Source organism: Pseudomonas sp. TH39(2020), from assembly GCF_016650715.1.
In the GTDB taxonomy this organism is placed as follows: Bacteria; Pseudomonadota; Gammaproteobacteria; order Pseudomonadales; family Pseudomonadaceae; genus Aquipseudomonas; species Aquipseudomonas mandelii_C.
This window is the reverse complement of sequence record NZ_JAEKFF010000006.1, coordinates 2,715,650-2,741,083: the sequence shown is the minus strand read 5'-3', so window position 1 is coordinate 2,741,083 and position 25,434 is coordinate 2,715,650. Positions and strand designations below refer to the sequence as shown.

General features: G+C 59.8%; 21 protein-coding genes. 7 read left to right on the top strand and 14 right to left on the bottom strand.

What is annotated here, in order from left to right; genetic code table 11:
* The gene (locus JFU47_RS20205) at positions 1-594 is read right to left on the bottom strand and encodes an aminodeoxychorismate/anthranilate synthase component II (protein WP_157713839.1); all 594 of its coding nucleotides are present in this window, start codon (positions 592-594) and stop codon (positions 1-3) included.
* 47 nt (positions 595-641) lie between these two features.
* On the opposite strand from JFU47_RS20205, the gene JFU47_RS20200 reads away from it, so the two are divergent.
* Both JFU47_RS20200 and estP read left to right on the top strand, forming a co-directional pair.
* Positions 642-1,004 carry a hypothetical protein gene (locus JFU47_RS20200; protein ID WP_161600318.1) on the top strand — a complete coding sequence of 121 codons (363 nt, stop codon included), beginning with the start codon at positions 642-644 and terminating at the stop codon, positions 1,002-1,004.
* On the top strand, positions 1,001-2,908 hold the full coding sequence (gene estP, locus JFU47_RS20195) for an esterase EstP (RefSeq protein WP_201185152.1): 1,908 nt from the start codon (positions 1,001-1,003) through the stop codon (positions 2,906-2,908). Before JFU47_RS20200 ends, estP begins: the two co-directional genes overlap by 4 nt.
* A gap of 176 nt (positions 2,909-3,084) precedes the next feature.
* Here estP and trpE read toward each other — a convergent pair whose 3' ends face one another.
* From trpE to JFU47_RS20145, 10 genes are all read right to left on the bottom strand, one after another.
* Complete coding sequence (gene trpE / locus JFU47_RS20190; protein ID WP_201185146.1) at positions 3,085-4,566, bottom strand: anthranilate synthase component I; 1,482 nt, start codon at positions 4,564-4,566, stop codon at positions 3,085-3,087.
* A gap of 71 nt (positions 4,567-4,637) precedes the next feature.
* A complete protein-coding gene (locus JFU47_RS20185; RefSeq protein WP_008147220.1) occupies positions 4,638-5,456 on the bottom strand; it encodes a phosphoglycolate phosphatase in 819 nt (272 codons plus the stop codon).
* Positions 5,453-6,127, bottom strand: a complete 675-nt coding sequence (gene rpe, locus JFU47_RS20180; RefSeq protein ID WP_201185144.1) for a ribulose-phosphate 3-epimerase — start codon at positions 6,125-6,127, stop codon at positions 5,453-5,455. The genes JFU47_RS20185 and rpe overlap by 4 nt, the downstream gene beginning before the upstream one ends.
* Before the next feature lie 80 nt (positions 6,128-6,207).
* On the bottom strand, positions 6,208-7,356 hold the full coding sequence (locus tag JFU47_RS20175) for an iron-containing alcohol dehydrogenase (RefSeq protein WP_201185143.1): 1,149 nt from the start codon (positions 7,354-7,356) through the stop codon (positions 6,208-6,210).
* Positions 7,357-7,669: 313 nt separating this feature from the next.
* A complete protein-coding gene (locus JFU47_RS20170; protein ID WP_056741317.1) occupies positions 7,670-8,494 on the bottom strand; it encodes an ABC transporter permease in 825 nt (274 codons plus the stop codon).
* A 12-nt stretch (positions 8,495-8,506) separates the two neighbouring features.
* Positions 8,507-9,754, bottom strand: a complete 1,248-nt coding sequence (locus JFU47_RS20165; RefSeq protein WP_201185141.1) for an ABC transporter permease — start codon at positions 9,752-9,754, stop codon at positions 8,507-8,509.
* A 198-nt stretch (positions 9,755-9,952) separates the two neighbouring features.
* Positions 9,953-10,996, bottom strand: a complete 1,044-nt coding sequence (locus JFU47_RS20160) for an ABC transporter substrate-binding protein (RefSeq protein ID WP_140674599.1) — start codon at positions 10,994-10,996, stop codon at positions 9,953-9,955.
* A gap of 50 nt (positions 10,997-11,046) precedes the next feature.
* On the bottom strand, positions 11,047-12,171 hold the full coding sequence (locus tag JFU47_RS20155) for an ABC transporter ATP-binding protein (protein ID WP_056741314.1): 1,125 nt from the start codon (positions 12,169-12,171) through the stop codon (positions 11,047-11,049).
* 341 nt (positions 12,172-12,512) lie between these two features.
* On the bottom strand, positions 12,513-13,142 hold the full coding sequence (locus JFU47_RS20150) for a response regulator (protein WP_003210977.1): 630 nt from the start codon (positions 13,140-13,142) through the stop codon (positions 12,513-12,515).
* Between the two features lie 141 nt (positions 13,143-13,283).
* Positions 13,284-15,680: a PAS domain-containing sensor histidine kinase gene (locus JFU47_RS20145; protein ID WP_201185139.1), complete on the bottom strand. Its 2,397-nt coding sequence runs from the start codon at positions 15,678-15,680 to the stop codon at positions 13,284-13,286.
* A gap of 73 nt (positions 15,681-15,753) precedes the next feature.
* Here JFU47_RS20145 and JFU47_RS20140 point away from each other — a divergent pair, with 73 nt between their 5' ends.
* Positions 15,754-16,746, top strand: a complete 993-nt coding sequence (locus JFU47_RS20140; protein ID WP_201185137.1) for an alpha/beta hydrolase family protein — start codon at positions 15,754-15,756, stop codon at positions 16,744-16,746.
* Between the two features lie 65 nt (positions 16,747-16,811).
* On the opposite strand, the gene JFU47_RS20135 is transcribed toward JFU47_RS20140, so the two are convergent.
* From JFU47_RS20135 to JFU47_RS20125, 3 genes are read right to left on the bottom strand one after another with little or no spacing between them, the layout of a single operon-like run.
* Complete coding sequence (locus JFU47_RS20135) at positions 16,812-17,579, bottom strand: TerB family tellurite resistance protein (RefSeq protein WP_201185135.1); 768 nt, start codon at positions 17,577-17,579, stop codon at positions 16,812-16,814.
* A 1-nt stretch (position 17,580) separates the two neighbouring features.
* On the bottom strand, positions 17,581-18,252 hold the full coding sequence (gene murU, locus JFU47_RS20130) for an N-acetylmuramate alpha-1-phosphate uridylyltransferase MurU (protein ID WP_123368665.1): 672 nt from the start codon (positions 18,250-18,252) through the stop codon (positions 17,581-17,583).
* Positions 18,249-19,268: an aminoglycoside phosphotransferase family protein gene (locus JFU47_RS20125; RefSeq protein ID WP_201185133.1), complete on the bottom strand. Its 1,020-nt coding sequence runs from the start codon at positions 19,266-19,268 to the stop codon at positions 18,249-18,251. The genes murU and JFU47_RS20125 overlap by 4 nt, the downstream gene beginning before the upstream one ends.
* 130 nt (positions 19,269-19,398) lie before the next feature.
* On the opposite strand from JFU47_RS20125, the gene JFU47_RS20120 reads away from it, so the two are divergent.
* From JFU47_RS20120 to rsmA, 4 genes are read left to right on the top strand one after another with little or no spacing between them, the layout of a single operon-like run.
* Complete coding sequence (locus tag JFU47_RS20120) at positions 19,399-22,215, top strand: LPS-assembly protein LptD (RefSeq protein ID WP_201185131.1); 2,817 nt, start codon at positions 19,399-19,401, stop codon at positions 22,213-22,215.
* A complete protein-coding gene (gene surA, locus JFU47_RS20115; protein WP_201185129.1) occupies positions 22,196-23,512 on the top strand; it encodes a peptidylprolyl isomerase SurA in 1,317 nt (438 codons plus the stop codon). Before JFU47_RS20120 ends, surA begins: the two co-directional genes overlap by 20 nt.
* Positions 23,509-24,498: a 4-hydroxythreonine-4-phosphate dehydrogenase PdxA gene (gene pdxA, locus JFU47_RS20110; RefSeq protein ID WP_201185127.1), complete on the top strand. Its 990-nt coding sequence runs from the start codon at positions 23,509-23,511 to the stop codon at positions 24,496-24,498. Before surA ends, pdxA begins: the two co-directional genes overlap by 4 nt.
* Positions 24,495-25,313, top strand: coding sequence for a 16S rRNA (adenine(1518)-N(6)/adenine(1519)-N(6))-dimethyltransferase RsmA (rsmA, locus tag JFU47_RS20105; RefSeq protein WP_140674630.1), 819 nt, complete (start codon positions 24,495-24,497; stop codon positions 25,311-25,313). The genes pdxA and rsmA overlap by 4 nt, the downstream gene beginning before the upstream one ends.
* Positions 25,314-25,434: the final 121 nt, after the last annotated feature.

Sequence of the window (25,434 nt, the reverse complement as noted above, 5' to 3'; positions counted from 1 at the left end):
TTAGCGCGTGCCGCCGGTTTGTTTGAGGAAATTAGCGAACAGCTCATGGCCCTGTTCAGTGAGGATCGACTCAGGGTGAAACTGGACGCCCTCGATGTTCAGTGTCTTGTGGCGCAGGCCCATGATCTCGTCGACCGAACCGTCTTCAAGCTGGGTCCAGGCGGTCAGCTCCAGGCAATCGGGCAGGGTTTCGCGTTTGACGATCAGTGAATGATAGCGGGTGACTGTCAGCGGATGGTTCAGGCCTTCGAAAACACCCTTGTCCTCGTGGAACACCGGGCTGGTTTTGCCGTGCATGACCTGACGGGCGCGCACCACATCGCCACCAAAGGCCTGGCCGATGGACTGATGCCCCAGGCAGACGCCCAGAATCGGCAGTTTGCCGGCGAAATGTTTGATCGCTTCGATCGAGATGCCGGCTTCGGTCGGGGTGCAAGGACCGGGAGAGACGACAATCCGCTCAGGGTTGAGCGCTTCGATTTCGGCAATGGTGAGCTCATCGTTGCGCACGACTTTGACCTGGGAGCCAAGCTCACCGAGGTATTGCACAACGTTGTAAGTAAAAGAGTCGTAGTTATCGATCATCAGCAACATGGCGTTAAGAACCTCTTGAATTTACTGACTTTGAATACAGCCTTCGAATGATTTACCCGCAGCGTCCTGCACTTTGTCAGTCGCTGGAGTCGCGCTGCAAAGCGGTTTGTCTTGCGGGTAAAGAAGGCAAAGCGGTAAAGATCCGGCCGGGCCGGCAGAAGGATTCAGGCGCGCCAACGCCAACGGGCGTGTGCCTTGATGACTTGATCCAGAAGTTTGCTGACGATCAACACGGGGAAGGTCTCATTTATACGTCTCGGCACAGTAACTTAGCTGGGCAGAGCGTGCAATATGGGGCGATCGAAGCTCTTGAAACAATTGACGGGTTCGCGCCGAACGGCAACAGCCTCTATAGTTTTTGGCACTGTCGTTTTGCTTACTACAACAATAACAAACGGACTTGCTCATGATCAGACAGACATTGGCTGTACCGCTTGCCGGCTGCCTGCTCGCTATAGCCTGCACCCAGGCGATCGCGGCGCCCAACCCTTATTCGAATTTCATCGTCTTCGGCGACAGCCTCAACGATGCCGGGCAGTTTACCGACACGGGCGGCCCTCCCGGCTCGACCCTGCGCTTCACCAACCGGACCGGCCCGGTTTACCAGGACGGCAGCGGCGAAGCCTACTCCGCCAACTCGACCCAACTGCTGGGTGGAAGGCTCGGGTTTTCACCGGACCAGACGGCCGCTTCAACCTCGGCGGCGCGTGCGAACCAGGGCCTGCCGGACGGGAACAACTGGGCCGTTGGCGGTTACCGCACGGACCAGATCCTCGACTCGATCACCACCGCATCTGCCACGGGTGAACGCACGCGTTCGGGCTATCTGCCGACAAACAACTTCAGCGCCGATCCGAATGCGCTGTATTACATCTCCGGGGGCGGGAACGATTTTCTTCAGGGACGTGTACAAAGTGGCGCTCAGGCGAATGCCGCTGCGGATCGACTGGCCAACAGCGTCCAGGTTCTGCAAACCGCCGGCGCCCGGTACATCATGGTCTGGCTGCTGCCCGACCTGGGTTTGACGCCCGCCATCAATGGCACGCCCCAGCAGACACCCACCTCACTGCTGAGCTCTGCCTTCAACCGGCAACTGGTCACCCGTCTCGCGGGGATCGATGCCGAAATCATCCCGTTGAACATTCCGTTGCTGCTGCAGGAAACCTTCGCCGATCCGGCTCGATTCGGTTTTGCTACAGGCCAGAACCTGACGGCGACTTGCTTCAGTGGTAACAGCTGCACCGAAAACCCTACGTATGGCATCAACAGTGCCACCCCGGACCCCAGCAAGCTGATTTATAACGATGGGGTTCATCCGACCGAAGCCGGGCAAAAGCTGATTTCCGACTATGCCTATTCCTTACTGGCTGCGCCTTGGGAGCTGACGTTGTTGCCGGAAATGGCCCACGCTACCTTGCGTGCGCACCAGGATGAACTGCGCAGCCAATGGCAATCGGACTGGGAGAACTGGCAGGCGGTCGGGCAATGGCGCGCGATTGTCGCCGGTGGCGGCCAGCATCTGGATGTCGATAGCCAAAGCAGCGGCGCCAGCGCTGATGGCAGCGGTTACAACCTGAACATCGGCGGCAGCTATCGTCTCAATGACGCCTGGCGCGTCGGTGTGGCGGCGGGTTTCTATCGTCAGAACCTGGAAGCAGGCAATAACGACTCGGACTACAAACTCAACAGCTACCTGGCCACCGCCTTCGCCCAGTTCCAGCAGAATCGCTGGTGGGCCGATGCCGCGTTGACCGGCGGCAAGCTGGATTACGACAACCTCAAACGCAAATTCGATCTGGGTGCCAGCGAAGGAGCGGAAAAAGGCGATACCGATGGCTATCTGTGGGCCTTCAGCACACGGGTTGGCTACGACATTGCGCAACCGGGCAGCGAGTGGCACTTGTCGCCCTTCATCAGCGCCGATTACGCAAAAGTGGAAGTCGACGGCTATTCGGAAAACAGCACTCGTTCCACGGCGCTGACCTTTGATGATCAGACTCGCGATTCAAAACGTCTGGGCGCCGGTCTGCAGGGTAAGTATCAGATCACCCCGCAGACTCAAGTGTTCGGCGAATACGCGTATGAGCGTGAATACGAGGATGACACTCAGAAAGTAAACATCGCGCTCAACAGCCTGCCGTCCCTGGACTTCAAACTGGACGGCTATACACCGCAAAGCCACTTGAATCGCGTGAGCCTGGGGGTCAGCCACAAGTTGACGGCCGATCTGGCGCTGCGCGGTGGGTATACGTTCCGCAAGGATGATGACTTTACTCAGCAAGGGCTTACCGTTGGGGTTGCGTTGGACTTCTGATCCGGTGAACAGCAGGCACAAAAAACGCGGTGCCCTCACAGGTGCCGCGTTTTTTTATGCTGGTGAAGTCGTTGTGGGAGCGAGCCTGCTCGCGAAAGCGGTGGGTCAGACAACTTCAATGTTGGCTGTGCTGGCCTCTTCGCGAGCAGGCTCGCTCCCACAGGTTTTGCGTGAACTCAGCTTTCCGGGGTTTGTTCAGCCAGGGCCACTGCACGGAACATCGCGCGGCGCTTGTTCAGGGTTTCTTCCCATTCCAGCGCCGGCACCGAGTCGGCAACGATGCCGCCCCCGGCCTGCACGTGCAGTTCGCCGTTCTTGATCACCGCGGTGCGGATCGCGATCGCGGTGTCCATGTTGCCGTTCCAGGCGAAATAACCGACGGCGCCGCCGTAGACTCCACGCTTGACCGGTTCCAGTTCGTCGATGATTTCCATCGCGCGAATCTTCGGTGCGCCAGACAAGGTGCCCGCCGGCAGAATCGCCCGCAGTGCGTCCATCGCCGTCAGGCCGGCCTTCAATTGACCGGTGACGTTGGACACGATGTGCATCACGTTGGAATAACGCTCGATCACCATCTTTTCAGTGAGTTTCACCGAACCGATTTCCGAGACCCGACCGGTGTCGTTACGGCCCAGATCGATCAGCATCAAGTGCTCGGCAATTTCCTTGTCGTCGGACAGCAGGTCTTTTTCCAGCGCCAGGTCGGCCTCTTCGTTGGCGCCCCGAGGACGGGTGCCGGCGATCGGGCGCACGGTGATCAGGTTGTCTTCGACCCGCACCAGCACTTCCGGAGAACTGCCGACGACGTGGAAGTCGCCGAAGTTGAAGAAGTACATATAAGGCGTCGGGTTGAAGCAACGCAGCGCGCGGTACAAGTCGATGGGCGCAGCCTTGAAGTCGATCGACATGCGCTGGGACGGCACGACCTGCATGCAGTCACCGGCCAGGATGTATTCCTTGATGGTGTCGACGGCTTTTTCGTAATCGTCCTGGGTGAAGCTCGAACGAAACACCGGATCAGCAGACTGTTGCTTGCTGAAATCCAGGCCACGGCGCGGGGTAATCGGCTGACGGAGTTTTTCCAGCAGCTCCTCCAGACGCACCTGACCTAGTTCGAAAGCATCGTCTTGCGAGGGATCGGCCAGAACAATCGCGTGCATCTTGCCGGCGAGGTTGTCGAACACCACTACCGCGTCGGAAACCATCAGCAGAATGTCCGGTACGCCCAACGGATCCGGGTTCGGGCACTTGCCCAGACGCTTCTCCACATAGCGCACGCAGTCGTAACCGAAGTAACCCACCAGACCGCCATTGAAGCGCGGCAGCCCAGGGATGGTCGGCACGTTGTAGCGGGCTTTGAATGCTTCGACGAACGCCAGCGGATCTTCAGCCTCATGACTTTCGATCTCGATGCCGTCGTGGGTCACGCTGACGTGATGGTCGTGAACCCGCAGCACGGTACGGCACGGCAGGCCGATGATCGAGTAACGCCCCCACTTCTCCCCGCCCTGCACCGATTCCAGCAGGTAGGAGTTGGGCTCGTCGGCCAGTTTCAGGTAGATCGACAGCGGTGTGTCGAAGTCGGCCAGGGTTTCGCAGGCAAGCGGGATGCGGTTGTAGCCGGCAGCGGCCAAACGCAGGAATTCTTCGCGGATCATGGGGTAGCCTCGTGGCTTGAGGGTCTAACAGTCAGGTATGCAAACGCGCCGGCAGGCCGGCCAGGAACAAGTCAGGCGCGCCAACGCCAGCGGGCCAGGGCCTTGATGACTTTCATCCAGAGTTTGCGAGTGACCACCACGATGGCGTTTCCAGAAGGGGGTTGAACAGCGTCGGGCAACGTTATCTCAGCGGCCGGATCCAGGCAACCGCGAATTAACTTGCGCAGATCGTCGATCACCAGCGCCGGCGACTCTTCGGCAATCGGCCGGCCGTGGTTATAGCCGTAACTGAGCGCCACACATTTGACCCCCGCCGCTTTCGCCGCCAGCACATCGCTGCGCGAATCGCCGACGAACAAGGATTGCGACGCCGGGATGTTGGTCATTTTCATCACGAAAAACAGCGCTGCCGGGTCCGGCTTTTTCTGTGGCAGGGTGTCGCCGCCGATGATCAAGCGGAAATAACGGCCGATTTTCATCTGATCCAGCAGCGGCGCGACGAAACGCTCCGGTTTGTTGGTGATCAGCGCCATCTCGACACCCTGCTTGTGCAGCCATTTCAGGGTATCGCGCACGCCGGGGTAGACCACCGTCAGCTCGTGACCGTCCTCATAAAAGCCGTTGAACAGCTCCAGGGCATGCTCGGCTTCGACCTCATCGACACCCTCGGCGTCGATGTGGTTGGCCAAGGCCCGGCGTACCAGCGTGTGCACGCCGTTGCCCACCCACTCACGCACCGATTCGATGCCGGCAGGTTTTCGCCCGAGTTTGAGCAGCATGTTATCCACAGCCGCTGCGAGGTCGGGGACCGAATCGACCAGCGTGCCATCCAGATCGAACATCACCAGCCGCGGCAGAGACCCCGGGAACAACTGCTCAAAGCCACTCATGGGCGGGTCAGCGCCAGTTCGGAACGCATCTTTTCAATCACCTCTTGGTAGTTCGGTGCATTGAAGATCGCCGAGCCGGCGACGAAGGTGTCGGCGCCAGCAGTGGCGATTTCACGAATGTTGTTCACGTTCACGCCGCCGTCGATTTCCAGGCGGATGTCACGCCCGGAAGCATCGATCAGCGCCCGCGCTTCACGCAACTTGTCGAGGGTGCCGGGGATGAACTTCTGCCCGCCGAAGCCCGGGTTGACGCTCATCAGCAGGATCATGTCGACCTTGTCCATCACGTACTTGAGCACGTCCAGCGGGGTCGCCGGGTTGAACACCAGGCCCGACTTGCAGCCACCTTCGCGGATCAGTTGCAGGGAGCGGTCGACGTGCTGGGTGGCTTCCGGGTGAAAAGTGATGTAGGTCGCGCCGGCTTCGATGAAGTCACCAACGATGCGGTCCACCGGGCTGACCATCAGGTGCGCGTCGATCGGCGCAGTCACGCCGTACTTGCGCAGCGCGGCACACACCATCGGGCCGATGGTCAGGTTCGGCACGTAGTGGTTGTCCATGACATCGAAGTGCACGAAGTCGGCGCCAGCGGCCAGGACGTTGTCCACTTCTTCACCCAGGCGGGCGAAGTCGGCGGAGAGAATCGACGGAGCAATTACGAAGGGCTGCATGACGCACCTTTTTTGAGCAGAATCACGATGGCGCGCATTGTATACCTCATGCTTTGACCCGCGCACCGTGGCCGCGATGATCAGTAGGCCGCTCGGTAAATCTTCTCTATGTCGACGGCACTCAATTTGCGCGGATTGTTGCGCATCAGGCGCTCAATTCCCGCCGCTTCCACGGCCATGGCCGGGATGGCGTCTTCGGGAACGCCGAAGCTGCGCAGGCCCGGCGGGATTTCCACCGCAGCGCACAACTCGGTCATCGCCTCTACGGCCTTGTCGGCCGCGTCGTTGGCGCTCAGATGAGCGGTCTTCACCCCCATGGCCTCGGCGATATCTTGCATGCGCTCCACGCAGGCCATTTTGTTCCAGGTCATGACATACGGCAGCAGCAAGGCGTTGCTGACGCCATGGGCAATGTTGTAACGGCCGCCCAGCGGATACGCCAGCGCGTGCACCGCGCCGACCCCGGCATTACCAAACGCCATACCGGCCATCAGGCTGGCGGTGGCCATGTCTTCGCGGGCCTGGAGACTGGACGGATTGGCGTAAGCCTTGGGCAGCGCCTTGGCGATGAGCTTGATGGCGCCGATGGCCAGCGCGTCGGTAATCGGTGAGGCGTTGAGCGACAGATAGGATTCGATGGCGTGCACCAGTGCATCGACGCCGCTGGCGGCAGTGACACTGCGCGGACAGGTCAGGGTCATTTGTGGACTGACGAGCGCCACGTCCGGCAATAGATAGTCGCTGACGATGCCTTTCTTCAGCTGCGCGACCTTGTCGGAGAGGATCGCCACGTTGGTGACTTCCGAGCCGGTGCCGGCGGTGGTCGGAATGGCGATCAGCGGCGGGCCTTTGCGCGGCACCTGATCGATGCCGAACAGATCCTCCAGCGCGCCGTGATAGCCGGCGTAGGCCGCGACACTTTTAGCGATGTCGATGGCACTGCCGCCGCCCAAGCCGATCAGTCCGTCATGCCCGCCCTCGCGGTAGACCCGCATGCAGTCTTCGACGATGGCGATTTCCGGGTCTGGCAATACACGGTCGAAAATTTCGTAGGTTCGGTCGCCCAGCTGCGCCAGCGCCAGCTCGACCGTGCCGGACTTGACCAATGCGGCATCGGTGACGATCAGCGGGTTGTCGATGTCCAGGCGTGTCAGTTCAGCCGCCAGTTGCTCGATGGCACCTGCGCCGGTGATTAGTTTGTGAGCGATTTTGAAAGAGGAAAGACTCATGTGCGCAGCCTCTTATAGATAGGGGAGCTGGGCACAAGAGTAGCTGGGGATTGGGGTTTGTCTGCTATTCAGGGGGTGAATGATCGATGGGTTTGTGGCGCGGGACAGAAATGGGGTGGGTCCGTTGGATCGACCCCTCACCCTAACCCTCTCCCCAGAGGGTAGAGGGGACTGACCGAGGTGCTTGTACTGAATACGTCGACCTGAAAATTCCGAGTCGAACTCCGCTTCTGAAAACACCGAAGATCGGCTCCCTTTCCCCCTCTCCGCCCTGGGGAGAGGGTTGGGGTGAGGGTGGTTCCTTAGCTCGCCACTAAACCTGGGCGGTACGCAGTTTTTCGCTGCGGCCGCGCAGCCATTCCAGGGTCAGCAGCAGGATCACCGAGAAGGCAATCAGCAACGTCGCCGCGGCGGCGATGGTCGGGCTGAGGTTTTCGCGGATGCCGCTGAACATCTGCCGTGGCAGGGTCGCTTGTTCAGGGCCGGCGAGGAACAGCGTCACCACCACTTCATCGAACGAAGTCGCGAAGGCAAACAGCGCACCGGAAATCACGCCAGGCGCAATCAGCGGCAACGTCACCCGACGGAACGCCGTCAGCGGCGAAGCACCCAGGCTCGCAGCGGCGCGCACCAGGTTTTGGTTAAACCCCTGCAACGTCGCCGACACCGTGATGATCACAAACGGCACGCCCAACACCGCATGCACAACGATCAACGAGATATAGCTGTTGCCAAACCCCAATGGGGCAAAGGTCAGGTAACTGGCCACACCGATGATCACCACCGGTACCACCATCGGCGAAATCACCAGCGCCATCACCAGCGGCTTGCCGGGGAAGTCACCCCGCGTCAGGCCGATGGCCGCCAGCGTACCGAAGATCATCGCCAACACAGTCGCTGCCGGAGCAACGATGATGCTGTTCTTCAGCGAACGCATCCACTCGGCCGAAGCGAAGAAGTCCTGGTACCAGTGCAGCGAAAAGCCTTGCAGCGGGTACACCAGAAAACTCCCGGAGTTGAACGACAGCGGAATGATCACCAGTACCGGCAGAATCAGGAACAACAGGACCAGCCCGCAGAGAATGCGCAAGCTGTAGAACCACACCCGCTCAATGGGCGACATATAAGGACTCAGCATTTCGTTCTCCCCTTAGCTCAGGCGCAGGCGACTGGCGCCCACCAGCCAGCTGTAAATCAGATAAAGCACCACGGTCGCCAACAGCAGCAGCCCACCGAGTGCGGTCGCCATGCCCCAGTTGATGCTGGTGTTGGTGTAGAAGGCGACGAAGTAACTGACCATCTGATCATTCGGGCTGCCCAGCAAAGCCGGGGTGATGTAGTAGCCGATGGCGAGGATGAACACCAACAGGCAACCGGCGCCGACACCGGCATAGGTCTGCGGGAAATACACCCGCCAGAAGCTGGCGAACGGGTGGCAGCCGAGGGAAATCGCGGCGCGCATGTAGGTCGGCGAAATGCCTTTCATCACGCTGTAGATTGGCAGAATCATGAACGGCAGCAGGATGTGCACCATGGAGATGTAAACCCCGGTGCGGTTGAACACCAGCTCCAGCGGTTTATCGATGATGCCCATCGCCATCAGGCCGCTGTTGATCAAGCCACCCGATTGCAGCAACACGATCCACGCGGCGACCCGCACCAGGATCGAGGTCCAGAACGGCAGCAGCACCAGAATCATCAGCAGGTTGCTTTGCCGTGACGGCAGGTTCGCCAACAGGTAAGCCAACGGATAAGCCAGCAGCAGGCAGATCACGGTGATGATCAGCCCCATCCAGAACGTCCGGGCGAAGATATCGAGGTAGATCGCCTGATCGGGCGTGGCCGGGGCGATTTCGCCGAGGTCGTCGATACGGTGATCGACTGCCGCCAGCAAGTAATAAGGCGTGATGCTGCTGGTGTTGCGGCGCACGGCTTGCCAGTAGGCCGGATCGCCCCAGCGCTCGTCGAGACCTTCCAGCGCTTCTTTATAAGAGGCCGGTTCGGTGGCAAACGGTAAGGCGCGTGCGGTTTTGGTCAGCAGGCTGCGGTAGCCGGCCAACTCCATGTTCAAGCGCTTGGACAAATCGCCCAGGGTCTGATGCTTGCGGGCTTCAGCGAGGTCTTCGCTGGCCGCCTTGTAAACCGGTTCTGCGGGCAGGCCTCGGCCATCCCAACTGGCGATAGCCGTCACGGTGCGCGGCATGCCGCCGACCACTTCCGGGTTACCGACACTTTTGTAGAGCAGCGCCACGATGGGCACCAGGAACACCAGCAACAGAAACAGCACCAACGGCGCGATCAAGGCTTGTGCTTTCCAGCGGTTGATCCGCTCGGCGTGCTTGAGCCGCTGCTTCAAGGTGGGGTCGGTGCCCGCGTTCAGGGGAATGGCGGTGGCCATGGCGTACTCCGGAAATCTTTGATCGTTACAGAAGCGGCAAACGCCGCCTCGAACTTTGGGTGCTGATCGTTCCCACGCTCTGCGTGGAAACGCATCCAGTGACGCTCTGCGTCACAGGGACGCGGAGCGTCCCGGGCGGCATTCCCACGCGGAGCGTGGGAACGATCATCCGGTGAACCGTCGTCCTGTGTGACTTGCTTACTTGGCAGCCCAGGAATTGAAGCGCTGTTCCAGTTGCTCACCGTTGTCAGCCCAGAAGCTGACGTCGATCTGCACCTGGTTGGCGATGTTTTCCGGGGTGGTCGGCATGTCTTTGAGGACATCCTTGGCCAGCAACGGTACGGCTTGAATGTTGGCCGGGCCGTAGGCGATGTTTTCCGAGTAGGTCTTCTGCTGCTGCGGCTGCACCGAGAACGCGATGAATTTCTTCGCCGCTTCAGCGCGTGCTTTATCCAGACCTTTCGGGATGGCCCATGCGTCGAAGTCGTAGATGCCGCCGTTCCACACGACTTTCAGGTTGCTTTCTTTCTGCACGGCAGCGATCCGGCCGTTGTAGGCCGAGCTCATGACCACGTCACCGGAAGCGAGGTACTGCGGCGGTTGAGCACCGGCTTCCCACCACTGGATGCTTGGTTTGAGCTCATCAAGCTTCTTGAACGCGCGGTCCTGACCATCCTTGCCGGCCAGTACTTTGTAGACGTCTTTCGGCGCAACGCCGTCGGCCATCAGAGCGAATTCCAGGGTGTACTTGGCGCCTTTGCGCAGGCCACGTTTGCCCGGGAATTTCTTGGTGTCCCAGAAATCCACCCAACTGGTCGGTGCAGATTTCAGCTTGTCGGCGTTGTAGGCCAGCACGGTCGACCACACGAAGAAGCCCACGCCGCATGGCTGGATGGCGCCTTTGACGTAGTCTTCGGACTTGCCGAACAACTTCGGATCAAGCTGCTCGAACATGTCTTCGTCGCAACCACGGGACAGTTCTGGCGATTCAACTTCTACCAGGTCCCAGGACACGCTCTTGGTGTCGACCATGGCTTTGACCTTGGCCATTTCGCCGTTGTACTCGCCTGCCACGATCTTGCCGTTACCTGCCGCTTCCCACGGTGCGTAGAAGGCTTTGACCTGCGCTGCCTTGTTCGCCCCGCCAAAGGACACCACGGTCAGGTCCGGGCCCGCCGCCATTGCGTGTGCCGCACCGATCATGCCCATGACCAAAGCGGTGAATTTCAGGGATCTCAACATTTATTGTTCTCTCCACGTGCAGGGTTGGTGTTGTTGAAGCAGGGGGGCGATCAATGCGCCTCTAGAAGTGGGTCGAGCGCGCGAACGTGTTCGACCTGCCAGCCAAGCGGTACTACGTCGCCGACGGCCAGCGCGGGATCGAGCTCGGCAATCGGTTGTTTCACAAAAAAATCGGTCTTGCCGCAGACTTCCAGGCGAACCCGGACGTGGTCGCCCAGATAGATGAATTCCTCCACCCTCCCTGAGAAGCGGTTGACGCATTGATCGCTTGCGCCGTTGAGGCTAATGCGCTCGGGGCGAATCGACAGCGTGACCGGTTCGCCGGTCTTGCCGACGTTGACCGCCAGGGCTTCAACCTTTTCACCGCGCCCCAACTCAACCACGCAGCGATCGCCGGTGTGGCTGTGCAAGCGGCCGTTGAGGCGATTATTCTCACCGATGAAGTTGGCGACGAAGGTGTTTTTCGGCTCTTCGTAGAGGGTGCGCGGCGGCGCGATCTGCTGGATTTCGCCCTGGTGGAAGACTGCCACGCGATCGGACATGGTTAGGGCTTCGCCCTGGTCATGGGTCACGTAGACCACGGTCACGCCGAGGCGCTGGTGCAGGTGCTTGATCTCCATCTGCATGTGTTCGCGCAGTTGTTTGTCCAGTGCGCCGAGGGGTTCGTCCATCAACACCAGTTGCGGTTCGAACACCAACGCGCGGGCCAGGGCCACACGCTGCTGCTGACCGCCGGACAGCTGTGCCGGATAACGCTGGGCGAAGGTGTCGAGCTGAACCATGCTCAGGACTTTTTTGACCTTGTCGCTGACATCGCTCTTGTTCAAGCCGCGGACTGTCAACGGGAACGCCAGGTTCTCGGCAACGGTCATGTGCGGGAACAATGCGTAGTTCTGGAACACCATGCCGATGTCGCGCTTGTGCGGCGGCACGTTGTTGATGGAGCGCCCGGCCAGCTGGATTTCGCCTGCGGTCGGTGTTTCGAAACCGGCGAGCATCATCAGGCTGGTGGTCTTGCCGGAGCCGGACGGCCCGAGCAAGGTGAGGAATTCGCCTTTGCGAATCTCCAGGTTGAGGTCTTTGACGATCAGGTTCTCGCCGTCGTAGCTTTTTTGTACTCCACGAAAGCTGACCAGAATATCGCTGGCCCCTGCGCTTGAATCGACCTGGCTCATACCCACACCTTTGTTGTGATGACTGCTGTGGACTAAGCCTAGTGGACGCTGCTGACCACGCAAATCGGGGTGCAGGAGAGAATGGCCTCAGCCGTATGGAAGGTTGGGGGTAGGGATTGCCCTACAAGGATGGCGGGGATGGATAGGGGCAGCGGCAATCTTGAAGCTGCAAGCCACAAGAATGGGCAAAAGCGGCTTTGCAGGATGTCGTAAATGGACATGCCATCGAAAACCTGTGGGAGCGAGCCTGCTCGCGAAAGCGGTGGATCAGACAAAGATATGCCGACTGACACACCGCTTTCGCGAGCAGGCTCGCTCCCACAGTGGTAGATCGGAGACCTTTAGAGGAGTTTGTGCTCCATGGCGTACTTCACCAGTTCCGCCAGGGAGGTGATGTTGAGTTTCTGCATCAGCCGCGCCTTGTGGGTGCTGATGGTTTTGCTGCTCAAGGCCAGTTGCTGGGCGATGTCGTTGACGTTGGCGCCCTGGGCCAGGCGTTCGAACACCGAGAATTCGCGCTCGGACAGCAACGAGTGCAACGGCCGCGAATCGGTCAGGCCGACTTCGAAGACCATGCGATCGGCCAGGTCCGGGTCGATGTAGCGCCCGCCCGCCGCGACCTTGCGGATCGCCGTCAGCAGCAGCGCCGGATCACTGTCCTTGGTCGCGTAGCCGGCCGCGCCGACCTTCAACGCACGGGCGGCCATTTGCGCTTCGTCATGCATCGACAACACCAGAATCGCCGGAGGATTGTTCAGCGCGCGAATCCGCGGAATCGCCTCCAGCCCGTTAACCCCAGGCATGGAGATGTCCAACAAGACCACTTCGCAGGGAACATGACGCAAGGTCTCGAGCAACTGCTCGCCATTGCTCGCCTCCCCTACCACCAGCAAATCCTTGGCCAGGCCGATCAATTGCTTGATGCCTTCGCGGACGATGGTGTGGTCTTCGGCTACCAGTACACGGATCACGTTCTTCTCCAGATTCAAGATCTTTCGCGAGCAGGCTCGCTCCCACAGTGATCGGGGTGTGTCGGAGATCTGTGCACTGACCCAACTCCCTGTGGGAGCGAGCCTGCTCGCGAAGGCGTCAGTACAACCAACACAAATTTGTCAGGCTTCATCCACCGGCACTCGCACGCTCAGGGTCGTGCCTTCACCCGGTTCACTCTCAAGCGACAATTGCCCGCCCATGATCAACACTCGCTCGCGCATGCCGACAACCCCAAAGGATGTCGACCTACCGGTGGCGGGGACAAATCCTACGCCATCATCGCTGACGGTCAGACACAACTCGTCGCCTTCCAGCGCCAATGTCAGTTCGACAGTATGCGCCTGGGCATGGCGCATGACATTGGTCAGCGCTTCCTGAAGGATCCGGAACAGGCCAATCGCCTTGGCGTCACTGAGCACCGGCAGGTTCTCCGGCACCTGCACCAGACACGGAATATGCGTGCGCGCCTCGAATCGGCGGGCCTGCCACTCGATGGCCGAGGCGATCCCGGCGTCGAGAATCGGCGGCCGCAGCGCCGTGGCCACGTCGCGTACCAGTTGGAACAGCTGAGCGATCAAGCGCTTCATGCTGTTCAAGCGTTCGTTCAGACCGGGGTCGAGCTGGGCGTAGGCCAGTTCACACATCGACGTTTCCAGCTTCAGAACGGTCAACATCTGACCCAGTTCGTCGTGTACTTCCCGGGCGATGCGGGCCTTTTCCTCTTCCCGCACGCTCTCCAGGTGCGCGGACAACTCACGCAACTGCTCGCGAGAACTCGCCAGTTCCAGTTCGATGCGCTTGCTCTCGCTGATGTCCCAGACGATTCCGTCCCAGACATAGGCGTCGTCTTCGAGTCGACGGGTGATGGCCTTGATCTCGGCCCAGCGTTGTTCGCCCGAACGGGTGAGAATCCGTCCCTGCCACGACCAGTCACTGTCGGTATCCAGCGCATGGTCCTGGGTTTGGTGATAACTGGCCTTGTCGTCCGGGTGCACGAGGCTGCGCAGGCCTTTGTCGCGATGGGCCAGGGTGGCCGGTGAGTAACCCACCAGGCTCTCGCTGCCTTCACTGATGTAGGCAAAGTCGATCTGCCCCGTCACCGGTGCCCGCTCCAGACGAAAGACCAGTCCTGGTACGTTGGCGGCGATCCCTTGCAGACGTGCCTCGCTTTCCTGCAACGCAGCCAATGCACGACGGCGCTCGGTGACGTCATTGAGGTAGACCACCAGGTATTCGCTGTCGCGAAATCGCAAAAAGCTCAGCGAAACATCCACCGGCAAATTGCTGCCATCCGCCCGTACGCAGTTGGTTTCGAAACTTTGCGGACCGTCCTCGCTGGCCCGGGCGCGTTTCCACAGGTTCAGCCAGCGATCCATGTGCAAGCCGGGCTCGAAGTCGATCAGCGGCCGATCAATGATCCCACCCGCCGGATAACCCAGCATGGTTTCGGCCGCGCGATTGGCGTAGCGCACATGGCTGTCCCAGTTGACCCAAAGGATGCCGACAGTGCTCTGATCGATGGAAAACTGGGTGAGGCGCAAGGCTTCTTCGCTGGCGGCACGCAGCGCAATGTCTTCGCGCGCTGCCCGCAAACGATGCTCAAGACTGTGCTGCTGCCGACGCTGCCAGAACACGATGGCCATGCTGCTGAGCATCAGCACCGCCAACAACAGACAGAGGTTTTGCCAGAAACCCGGGGACTCGGTCAGGCGCGGGTATTTGGGTTGCAGCCATTGGTTGTGCAGCTGCTCCAGGTCCTTGGCCGGGATCGCCCGCAGCGCGCTTTCGACGATGCCGGCCAGTTCTGGCCAATCCCGGCGCGTGGCCACCCGCAACAGTTGCGGCAGACCGATATCACCGACCACCACCAGCCCGGCGAACTCCGGTTCGGCGGACAAACGCCCCAGCTGCGCTTCGTCGACCACGGCGTAACTGGCCTGCTGACTCAATAACAGTTGCAGTGCCTGGCGTTCGATCGGGACGCCTTGAAGGTTCAGGTGCGGGTAATTGCTGCGCAGGTAATCGGCGGTGGCGCCGGGCATGCGCACGGCGACGCGGGTCTGGCTGTCGAGTTTTTCCAGCTCTACCACGCCGGTGCTTTTCTGGTCGCTGACCACCAGTTGCGGCACCCGCATATACGGGTCGGAAAACTGCCAGAGCCGCAGGCCCGCGGGGGTTTGGGTCAACCCCGGAGCGATGTCGATTTCACCCTCGCGCGCGGCGGCTTCCAGTTGCGCCAGGTCGGGAAAGTTGCGCCAGCTCAGCTCGACTTTGAGCGCCTTGGCCAGCCACTTCATCAGCTCGACATTGACCCCGGACAAACGCTGCAAGCGGCGATCGTATTGGGCGTAGGGCACTTGCAACACCAGCCCCACGCGCAATTCGCCATGTTGCGCCAGCCATTGCTGCTGGCCCGCGGACAATTGCGCGACGTGCACTGGTGGCGCGGGAGCCGCCCAGCCCATCAAGGGAAACCACAAACAGCCGATAACCCACAGGCAGCGAAAACGCATCATCGAAGTCTCACACACTGACAAATACTGACCAACCCATTAGGCTGCCGGAATAACTTCTGGCCTGGAATATCCGATGCCCCCTGTCTACCGCCTGGCACTGCCAGCATTGTGCCTGTCGCTGATCCTGCCTTGCGCCTTTTCCGTCGAGGCTGCCAACCCGGCACCTGCCACTACGGAAACACCCACCGAAGAAAAACCGGTCGAGCGCCAACCGCTGCTTGAGCGTAGTCAGGAAGAAGCGTCTGCACTTGAGCGACAGATCCCTGCTCAGGAACAGCAGCAACTGCAAGCGGGCAGCGACACGTTTCTGGCCTTGTGGAAACCGGCCAATACCGCCGACCCCAAAGGCGCGGTGATTATCATCCCGGGCGCCGGCGAAACCGTTGACTGGCCGCAAGCAATCGGTCCATTGCGACGTAAATTGCCGGACGCCGAGTGGAGCAGCCTGAGTATCACCTTGCCGGACCTGCAAAGCGACGCCATTGCGCCGCGTATCGTAGAAGTGGCACCCACACCCAAAACCCCTGACACCGGTAGCAAAGACTCGACCACCGCCGCGCCCATCGAGCAAGCGGCGGGCGGTGAAGCGGAGGTGGCGGACAAGGCGATCACCGAAACTACCGAGGAACAGGCCAAGGCTGACGCTGAACGAATCTTCGCCCGCATCGATGCCGCCATTGCCTACGCCGAACAGCAAAGCGCTCGCCGCATTGTCGTACTGGGGCATGGTACTGGCGCTTACTGGGCCGCGCGCTACCTGAGCGAGAAGCAGCCCCCGCAAGTGGAGAAGTTTGTGATGGTCGCCGCTCAGATGCCGGCAAAAGCCAAACCAGAGCTGGTCGAACTGACACCAACCCTGAAGCTGCCCACCGCAGACATCTTCTATATGGACAAGCCGCTGGATCGCAACCTGGCGCTGGAACGCTTGCAGGCCAGCAAACGGTTGAAGACTTCGGGGTTCAGTCAGGTCTCGCTCAAGGCATTGCCGGGTAATTCCAAGGCTGAGCAAGAGCAGCTGTTCCGTCGGGTACGGGGCTGGTTGAATCCACAGAACGCGGTGAACTGATAGACCGCGTCGCCCCATTCGACCTGCTCGCGATGGCGGCTTCAGAGACAACACAATCTGTTGCCCTAACGAAAATCCCGCCGCTCGCGAATCAATGTGTAGGCGCTATGCAGTTCGCGAGTCTTGTCAGTGGCTTCGCGCACCTGCAGCGCCGTCGCACCGCTGCCGGCGATCTTGTCCGGGTGATGGCGACTCAGCAGGCGTCGATAAGCATGCTTGATCTGCGCCGGCTCGGTGGTCGCCGAAACGCCCAAAAGCCGCAGAGCATCTTGATAGGTCAGGGCGCTGCTGGCCTGTGCAAACTTGTGCTGCTCGTAATCGGCTGACAGAGCCTGAACCTGTCGTGACGTCCAGCCCAGCCATTTACCCCACTGCCTGATCAGCTCTCGTTCAGCGTTACCGGCGCGGCCATCCGCCCAAATCATCCGCCAACAGGCGCGCAAGACGCCTTCGGCCGCATGGGGCTGAGCGCTCAAGCGGCGCAAATAACCGCGCAAGCGGTCATCTCCCGACTTGCCGCGATTGAACGCGGCAATGGCCCGGCGCTGGGCCGACTCGGTCATATCCAGAGAACGCATTTCCTGACGGGCCTGCTGGATGTGGCCTTCCACCACCCGTCCATCGCACTTGGCCAGCCGCCCCAGCAACACAAACAGCAGTTCATCGTTGCGCAGCACCGAGCGGCCACCGAGTTTTTCTCGCAAGTGCGCCCAGCTCTGTATGTGCAAGTGCCGGTCCAGCACCTGCCCCAACAAGGCGCCAAGCATGGCCCCCGGAATGCTGGCGATGTAAAAGCCCGCTCCGGCTCCAATCAGAGTCCCTGGCCACAACATGTCAGCGTCTCGCTTCTAACAGGGTTTCGACTTCAGCCAGACGTTCGTGAGTGCCAACATCCACCCAATGTCCATTCAGGTGCTCGCCGGTGACTTGTCCATCGGCCATGGCCTTGCGCAGCAGCGGTGCAAGCTTGAAGGCGCCGGCGGAGCAACCGTCGAACAGCTGCGGGTGCAAGACCGCGATGCCGCTGTAGGTCAGGGTTGCAGTGTCCGGTTGACCGTCGCGTACTTGCCCGTCGATGAGGCTGAAATCGCCGGTCGGGTGATGGGCAGGGTTGTCCGCCAACACCAAATGCGCCAGCCCGGTGATGGGTTGGTGCAACACGCTGAAGTCGTAGTCGGTCCAGATGTCACCGTTGACCACCATAAAGGCCTCGTCACCCAGCAACGGCAGCGCGCGGAAAATCCCGCCTCCGGTTTCCAGCGGCTCACCTTCCGGCGAGTACTGAATACGTACGCCGTATTGCGAGCCATCACCCAGGTAGTTTTCGATCAACTGGCCGAGCCAGGCATGGTTGATCACCACCTCGGTAAACCCCGCCACCGCCAAGGCTTTCAAGTGATACTCGATCAACGGTATACCGCCAGCGCGAACCAGCGGTTTCGGCGTGGTCAGGGTCAGCGGGCGCATGCGCTCGCCTTTCCCTGCCGCCAGAATCATTGCCTTCATGCATTCGCTCCAGCACGCAGACTCATCAGCAACACATCCAGCTCGGCCAGTTCAGGACGGCGGGCGATCACGGCATCTATATATGCAAAGAAGCGTGGCACATCGCCGAGATAGCGTGGCTTGCCGTCACGGTGGCAGATGCGGGCAAAGATGCCGATCACTTTCAGGTGCCGCTGCACGCCCATCAGGTCACTGGCACGCAGGAAATCTTCGAAGTCAGGCTGAACCGGGATCCCGAGATCGCCCGCTTGCTGCCAGTAGGCTTCCAGCCAGCCGCGCACACGCTCCTCGGGCCAGCTGAGGAACGCATCCTTGAACAGGCAGGTCACGTCGTAGGTCACGGGACCATAGACTGCGTCCTGGAAATCCAGCACGCCGGGATTTGGCTCGCTGAGCATCAGGTTGCGCGGCATGTAATCGCGGTGCACCAGCACTTTAGGCTGGGCCAGTGCGCTGTCGATCAATAGCTCAGTCACGTTCTGCCAGAGCATTTGCTGCGCCGAGTCGAACTCGATGCCCAACTCGCGCTTCACGTACCACTCAGGGAACAATTCCAGCTCGCGGCGCAGCAACGCTACGTCGTAACTTGGCAGTGGTGCAACCATCGGCAACTGCTGAAAAGCCAGCAGCGCTTGCAGGGCACCCTTGAACAAATCGTCGGCATTTTCGCTGTCGATCACGTCCAGATAAGTCTTGTTGCCCAGGTCATTGAGCAAAAGAAAACCACGTTCGAGGTCTTCGGCATAAATTTTCGGAACATTTATTCCGGATTTCGCCAGCAAAAAAGCGATATCCACGAAGGGTTTACAGTTTTCCTGGGGCGGTGGCGCGTCCATCACGACGAAGCTTCTGCCCTCGCCTTCCCAGCGAAAATAACGTCGAAAACTCGCATCGCTACTGGCCGCGGTCAACGTGGCCGGGGGTACGGCACCCCAACCCTGTTCTGCAAAGAGGGCAGCCAATTGCTCATCGAGCCAAACTTTCAGGTGTTGCAAACGTACATCTTGGTCAGGCATTGCAAGGGTCTCCGACGGCGCTAGCCGTCAAGCGGGTCATGCTTTATTATCCAGCATCTTTTTCAGACCATCGAGAGGCGTGCGGCCCACACCGCGGGCAGATGGCACGCAGGAAGCCCGGACTAATAAGATGGCATTGAAATCCCCCGCGTTTCGTAAAAAATTTCCGTTGTTGGTTACCGGCAGTCTGCTGGCCCTGCAACCTCTAGCCACTTCGTTCGTGGTCGCCGCGGAACAGTATGACTGCTCAGTCTCTGCTTCGGGTGCCTGGAACTGTGCGCCAAAATCTCCAGCAGCTGCGCTGCCACCTCGCCCCGTCCATGACGGCAGTGCGGCGGTAAGCTCGAGCGGCGAGACTCCGGCCGACAGCGGTTTAAGTCAAGACACCGGCGCCAAGCCTGTGCTGGTGACCGAATCCAAGGGCCGTGGCCTGAAGTCGCGTAGCGAAGACTACAGTCACCTCGATTGGGTTCCGCGCGAGAAGCTCACTGCAGCGCAATTGGCCGAAACCGGTCCTTACTGCGCTGGTTCCTATATCGAACCAATTCGCCCTGGCATGAATGACAAGACGAATAAAAGTGACGCTCCGACCTTTCTCGGCGCCAAAGCCTCTCGCTATAAGCAGGATGAGCAAGTCGCGACCCTCGCGGGTGACGTGGTCATGCGTCAGGGCAGCATGCAGGTCGAAGCCGATGAAGCGAACCTCTACCAGGCCGAGAGCCGTGGCGAACTGAGCGGCAACGTCCGTGTTCGTGACAACGGCGCGCTGATCGTGGGCGACCACGCCGACGTGCAACTCGATACCGGTGAAGCCAAGGTCGACAACGCCGAATACGTGATGCACAAATCCCGTATCCGCGGTAATGCGCTGTACGCCAAACGTGCCGAGAACGCGATCATCCGCCTCAAGGATGGTACGTACACCACGTGCGAACCGGACAGCAACGCCTGGCAGCTCAAGGGCAACAACATCACCTTGAACCCGGCCACCGGTTTCGGTACCGCGACCAACGTGACGTTGCGGGTCAAGGACATTCCGGTCCTTTACACGCCGTACATCTATTTCCCGATCGATGACCGTCGCCAGTCCGGCTTCCTGCCGCCGACTATCGGCACCGGCAGCGATACCGGCTTCATGCTGGTCACACCGTATTACTTCAACCTGGCACCGAACTACGATGCCACGTTGTACCCGCGCTACATGAGCAAGCACGGGCTGTTGATGGAAGGCGAGTTCCGTTACCTGACCAAATCCAGCGAAGGTCAATTCGGCGCCGCGTACCTGAACGACGAAGATACCGATCGCAAGCTGCAGACCGACTACGAAAAAACCCGGTACATGTACAACTGGCAGCACAAGGGTGGTCTCGACTCGCGCGTCTTCACGCAAGTCGACTACACCAAGCTCAGCGATCCTTACTACTTCCAGGATCTGCAAACTGATCAGATCGGTGTAAAAAGTGCCGATTACGTGAACCAGCAGGGTTCTGTGAGCTATCGCGGCGACAGCTACACCGCTCGCCTCAACGCCCAGGCCTATCAGCTGGCGACCGTATCGAACATCACGCCGTATGATCGTTTGCCGCAGATCACTTTCAATGGTCAGCTGCCGACTCACCCGGGCGGCCTGAACTTCGACTACGAGACAGAAGTCGTACGGTTTGACCGTGACTTGAAGGACGGTAACTTCGTAAACGAAGATGGCACCGTTGAACCGCGTCTTGATAACAACGTTCAAGGCCTGGCACGTGCCAACGGCGACCGTTTGAATCTCAAACCGGGTGTCAGCTTGCCGTTGGACTGGACTTATGGCTTCGTGAAGCCATCGCTCAAGTACCAGTACACCCAGTATCAACTGGATCTGGACGGTACCGGCAAGAGCCAGATCGCAGCTCAAAATCAAGCCGCAGCTGCAGCCGGGACCGAGAATCTCAATGGTCAATTCGGCAGCAGCCAGAACCGTGGCGTGCCAATCGCCAGCATCGACAGCGGCCTGTACTTCGATCGCAACACCCAATGGTTTGGCAAGAATTATCGCCAGACCCTCGAACCGCGCCTGTTCTACCTGTACGTCCCTGAAACGGATCAGGAAGACATTCCGGTCTTCGACACCAGCGAATACACCTTCAACTACGCGTCGCTGTTCCGTGACAACCGCTTCTCCGGCTCCGACCGCGTCGGCGACGAGAACAAGCTGTCTCTGGGCGTAACCAGCCGCTGGATCGAAGACAACGGCTTCGAACGTCAACGCATCAGCGTCGGCCAGGCCTTTTACTTCAAAAACCGTGAAGTGCAGTTACCAGGCATCGATGCTAAAACCCGCGAAGATGCGAAATCCAAGGTTTCGCCTTATGCGCTGGAGTACGAATATCGCTGGAACCGCGATTGGCGCACCACCGCCGATTACAATTGGGACCCGGACACCCGCAGCCCTCGCTCGGGCAGCGCGATGTTCCACTATCAGCCTGAAGACAACCCGAACAAGATCATCAACGCCGGCTATCGCTATCGTAATGACCAGATCCGTTACGACCAGAACACCGGTCAATGGCAGGTGGGCGGCGGAGACTACGGCACCCCGGGCCAGCCTGGCTACGTGAAGGATTACTACAAAATCAAACAGCACGACTTCTCGGTGATGTGGCCTATCGTGCCGCAGTGGAACCTCATCAGCCGCTGGCAGTATGACTACAACCGCAACCGTACCCTGGACGCCTTCGGTGGTTTCGAGTACGACAACTGCTGCTGGAAACTGCGTTTGATCAGCCGCTACTTCGTCGACTATGACGAAAACAGCCAAGACACCCCGCAAAACGAAAAAGGCGACCACGGCGTCTTCCTACAAATCGTTCTGAAAGGTCTCGGCGGCCTCACCGGCGCCAAAGTAGAGAGCTTCCTCGACAAAGGCATCCAAGGTTATCGTGAACGTGAAGACCAAGCTTTCTGATTGTCTGCGCCCGCTAGTGTTGGGCGCGTTGTTCCTGGGTACCGCGGCGAACGCCGCGGTGCAGTCCATCGATAAAGTGGTGGCCATTGTCGATAACGACGTGGTCATGCAGAGCCAACTGGACCAACGGGTCCACGAAGTTCAGCAAACCATCGCCAAACGCGGTTCTGCTGTACCACCGGCCAACGTGCTGGATCAGCAGGTACTTGAACGTCTGATCGTCGAAAACCTGCAACTGCAGATCGGCGAACGTTCCGGCATCCGCATTACCGATGAAGAACTGAACCAGGCTGTCGGCACCATTGCCCAGCGCAACAACATGTCCGTGGATCAATTTCGCGCCGCCCTGACTCGCGACGGTCTGTCTTACGACGACGCCCGCGACCAGATTCGCCGCGAGATGGTCATCAGCCGTGTGCGTCAGCGTCGTGTGGCCGAGCGTATCCAGGTTTCCGAACAGGAAGTGAAGAACTTCCTTGCTTCCGACCTTGGCAAAATGCAGCTGTCCGAAGAATTCCGCCTGGCCAACATCCTGATTCCTACGCCGGAAAGCGCCAACTCCGACGCGATTCAGAATGCAGCCAAACAGGCCGACACGGTTTACCAGCAGCTCAAGCAAGGCGCTGACTTCGGTCAGTTGGCAATCGCCAAATCCGCCAGCGAAACCGCACTGGAAGGTGGTGACATGGGCTGGCGTAAAGCCGGTCAACTCCCACCTCCGTTCGATCGCATGCTGAGCACCATGGCTGTCGGCGACATTACCCAGCCAATGCGCACACCGGGCGGCTTCATCATCCTGAAGATCCTCGACAAGCGTGGCGGTGAGACCCAGACACGCGATGAAGTGCACGTGCGTCATATCCTGGTCAAACCGAGTCCGATCCGCGACGAAGCAAAAACCAAAGCCCTCGCTGAGTCCCTCTACACCCGAATCGAAGCGGGCGAAGATTTCGGCGAACTGGCGAAAAGCTTCTCGGAAGATCCGGGTTCCGCCCTCAACGGTGGCGACCTGAACTGGATCGACCCAAATGCATTGGTGCCTGAATTCCGCGAAGTGATGGCCAAGACCCCTCAAGGCAAACTGTCCAAGCCGTTCCAGACCCAATATGGCTGGCATGTACTGGAAGTCCTTGGCCGTCGTGCCACTGACAGCACCAGCCAGGCCCGCGAGCAACAAGCAATGACCGTATTGCGTAACCGCAAATACGACGAAGAGCTGCAAACCTGGCTGCGTCAGATCCGTGACGAAGCATACGTAGAGATCAAACTCCCTGGTGCAGACCAGGCAGCGCAGTGAACCCCAAGCGTTTCGCGCTGACACCCGGCGAACCGGCCGGCATAGGTCCTGACCTGTGCCTGCTGCTCGCCTCGCAAGCCCAGCCACACCCCCTGATTGCCATTACCAGCCGCGACCTGCTCCTTGAGCGGGCCGTGCAGCTGGGGGTGGTGGTCGATTTGCTGGCGGTAAATCCGGACAACTGGCCGGATGTACCCGCGCCAGCCAACAGCCTGTATGTCTGGGATACACCGCTCAACGCCAAGGTCACTGCCGGGCAACTGGACAAGGCCAACGCGGCTTTCGTTCTCGAAACCCTGACCCGAGCGGGCCAAGGCTGCATGGATGGGCATTTTGCCGGCATGATCACAGCCCCTGTACACAAGGGCGTGATCAATGAATCCGGGATCGCCTTTTCCGGGCACACAGAATTTCTCGCCGACCTGACCCATACCGCACAAGTGGTGATGATGCTCGCCACTCGCGGATTGCGCGTGGCGCTGGTCACCACTCATCTGCCTCTTCGCGAGATTGCCGATGCGATCACGCCGGAGCGTCTGGAACGGGTCACGCGAATTCTGCACGCCGATCTACAAGAAAAATTCGGTATTGCCCAGCCACGCATCCTCGTGTGTGGGCTCAACCCCCATGCCGGCGAAGGCGGACACCTGGGCCATGAAGAAATCGACATTATCGAACCTACATTAGAGCGCCTGCGCGGCGAAGGAATGGACCTTCGTGGCCCCCTGCCCGCCGACACTCTGTTTACCCCCAAGTATCTGGAGCACTGCGATGCAGTGCTGGCGATGTACCACGACCAGGGCCTGCCTGTGCTGAAGTACAAAGGCTTCGGCGCGGCCGTCAACGTGACCCTCGGCTTGCCGATCATCCGCACATCGGTCGACCACGGCACTGCCCTGGACCTGGCCGGCAGCGGCAAAATCGATACCGGCAGCCTGCAAGTCGCCCTGGAAACCGCCTACCAGATGGCCGAGACCCGTTTATGACCGAGCATTACCAACACCGGGCGCGCAAGCGCTTCGGCCAGAACTTCCTGCACGATGCCGGCGTTATCGACCGCATCCTGCGCGCCATCCACGCCAAGCCCGAAGACCGTCTGCTGGAAATCGGCCCTGGCCAGGGTGCGCTGACTCAAGGCCTGCTCAACAGCGGCGCCCAGTTGGACGTAGTGGAACTGGACAAGGATCTGATCCCGATCCTCAACCAGCAATTTGCCAGCAAGAGCAATTTCAACCTGCATCAGGGCGACGCGCTGAAGTTCGACTTCACCAGCCTGAACGCCGCGCCGAACAGCCTGCGGGTGGTCGGCAACCTGCCGTACAACATCTCTACGCCGCTGATTTTTCACCTGTTGCATAACGCCAGTCTGATTCGCGACATGCATTTCATGCTGCAAAAGGAAGTGGTCGAGCGCCTGGCAGCAGGCCCTGGCGGTGGTGACTGGGGTCGCTTATCGATCATGGTTCAGTATCACTGCCGGGTTGAACACCTGTTCAACGTTGGCCCGGGCGCGTTCAATCCGCCGCCCAAAGTCGATTCGGCTATCGTGCGCCTGGTGCCTCACGCGGTACTGCCGCACCCGGCCAAGGATCACAAGCTGTTGGAGCGTGTCGTGCGCGAAGCCTTTAACCAGCGCCGCAAGACCCTGCGCAACACCCTCAAGCTGCTGCTGAGCAACGCTGAAATCGAAGCCGCCGGTGTTGATGGCAGCCTGCGTCCCGAACAGCTCGATCTGGCCGCCTTCGTGCGCCTGGCCGACAAGCTCAGCGAACAAGTCCTACAGAAGCCCGCCGCCGACTGACAGGCTATGAGCGTTATCGGGTAGGACACCAGCCTCCATGTCTGGTTTACTACCCGATACTTGGCCTAGACTGATCTCCATCAGCTACGCCCCGCGTTCCGCTTCGTTTAAGGCCTCTTGC

Bases quoted from the DNA above. Each gene is read 5' to 3' on its own strand.
- JFU47_RS20205 (WP_157713839.1), bottom strand. From the start codon at position 594: ATGTTGCTGATGATCGATAACTACGACTCTTTTACTTACAACGTTGTG.
- JFU47_RS20200 (WP_161600318.1), top strand. From the start codon at position 642: ATGATTTACCCGCAGCGTCCTGCACTTTGTCAGTCGCTGGAGTCGCGC.
- estP (WP_201185152.1), top strand. From the start codon at position 1,001: ATGATCAGACAGACATTGGCTGTACCGCTTGCCGGCTGCCTGCTCGCT.
- trpE (WP_201185146.1), bottom strand. From the start codon at position 4,566: ATGATCCGCGAAGAATTCCTGCGTTTGGCCGCTGCCGGCTACAACCGC.
- JFU47_RS20185 (WP_008147220.1), bottom strand. From the start codon at position 5,456: ATGAGTGGCTTTGAGCAGTTGTTCCCGGGGTCTCTGCCGCGGCTGGTG.
- rpe (WP_201185144.1), bottom strand. From the start codon at position 6,127: ATGCAGCCCTTCGTAATTGCTCCGTCGATTCTCTCCGCCGACTTCGCC.
- JFU47_RS20175 (WP_201185143.1), bottom strand. From the start codon at position 7,356: ATGAGTCTTTCCTCTTTCAAAATCGCTCACAAACTAATCACCGGCGCA.
- JFU47_RS20170 (WP_056741317.1), bottom strand. From the start codon at position 8,494: ATGCTGAGTCCTTATATGTCGCCCATTGAGCGGGTGTGGTTCTACAGC.
- JFU47_RS20165 (WP_201185141.1), bottom strand. From the start codon at position 9,754: ATGGCCACCGCCATTCCCCTGAACGCGGGCACCGACCCCACCTTGAAG.
- JFU47_RS20160 (WP_140674599.1), bottom strand. From the start codon at position 10,996: ATGTTGAGATCCCTGAAATTCACCGCTTTGGTCATGGGCATGATCGGT.
- JFU47_RS20155 (WP_056741314.1), bottom strand. From the start codon at position 12,171: ATGAGCCAGGTCGATTCAAGCGCAGGGGCCAGCGATATTCTGGTCAGC.
- JFU47_RS20145 (WP_201185139.1), bottom strand. From the start codon at position 15,680: ATGATGCGTTTTCGCTGCCTGTGGGTTATCGGCTGTTTGTGGTTTCCC.
- JFU47_RS20140 (WP_201185137.1), top strand. From the start codon at position 15,754: ATGCCCCCTGTCTACCGCCTGGCACTGCCAGCATTGTGCCTGTCGCTG.
- JFU47_RS20135 (WP_201185135.1), bottom strand. From the start codon at position 17,579: ATGTTGTGGCCAGGGACTCTGATTGGAGCCGGAGCGGGCTTTTACATC.
- murU (WP_123368665.1), bottom strand. From the start codon at position 18,252: ATGAAGGCAATGATTCTGGCGGCAGGGAAAGGCGAGCGCATGCGCCCG.
- JFU47_RS20125 (WP_201185133.1), bottom strand. From the start codon at position 19,268: ATGCCTGACCAAGATGTACGTTTGCAACACCTGAAAGTTTGGCTCGAT.
- JFU47_RS20120 (WP_201185131.1), top strand. From the start codon at position 19,399: ATGGCATTGAAATCCCCCGCGTTTCGTAAAAAATTTCCGTTGTTGGTT.
- rsmA (WP_140674630.1), top strand. From the start codon at position 24,495: ATGACCGAGCATTACCAACACCGGGCGCGCAAGCGCTTCGGCCAGAAC.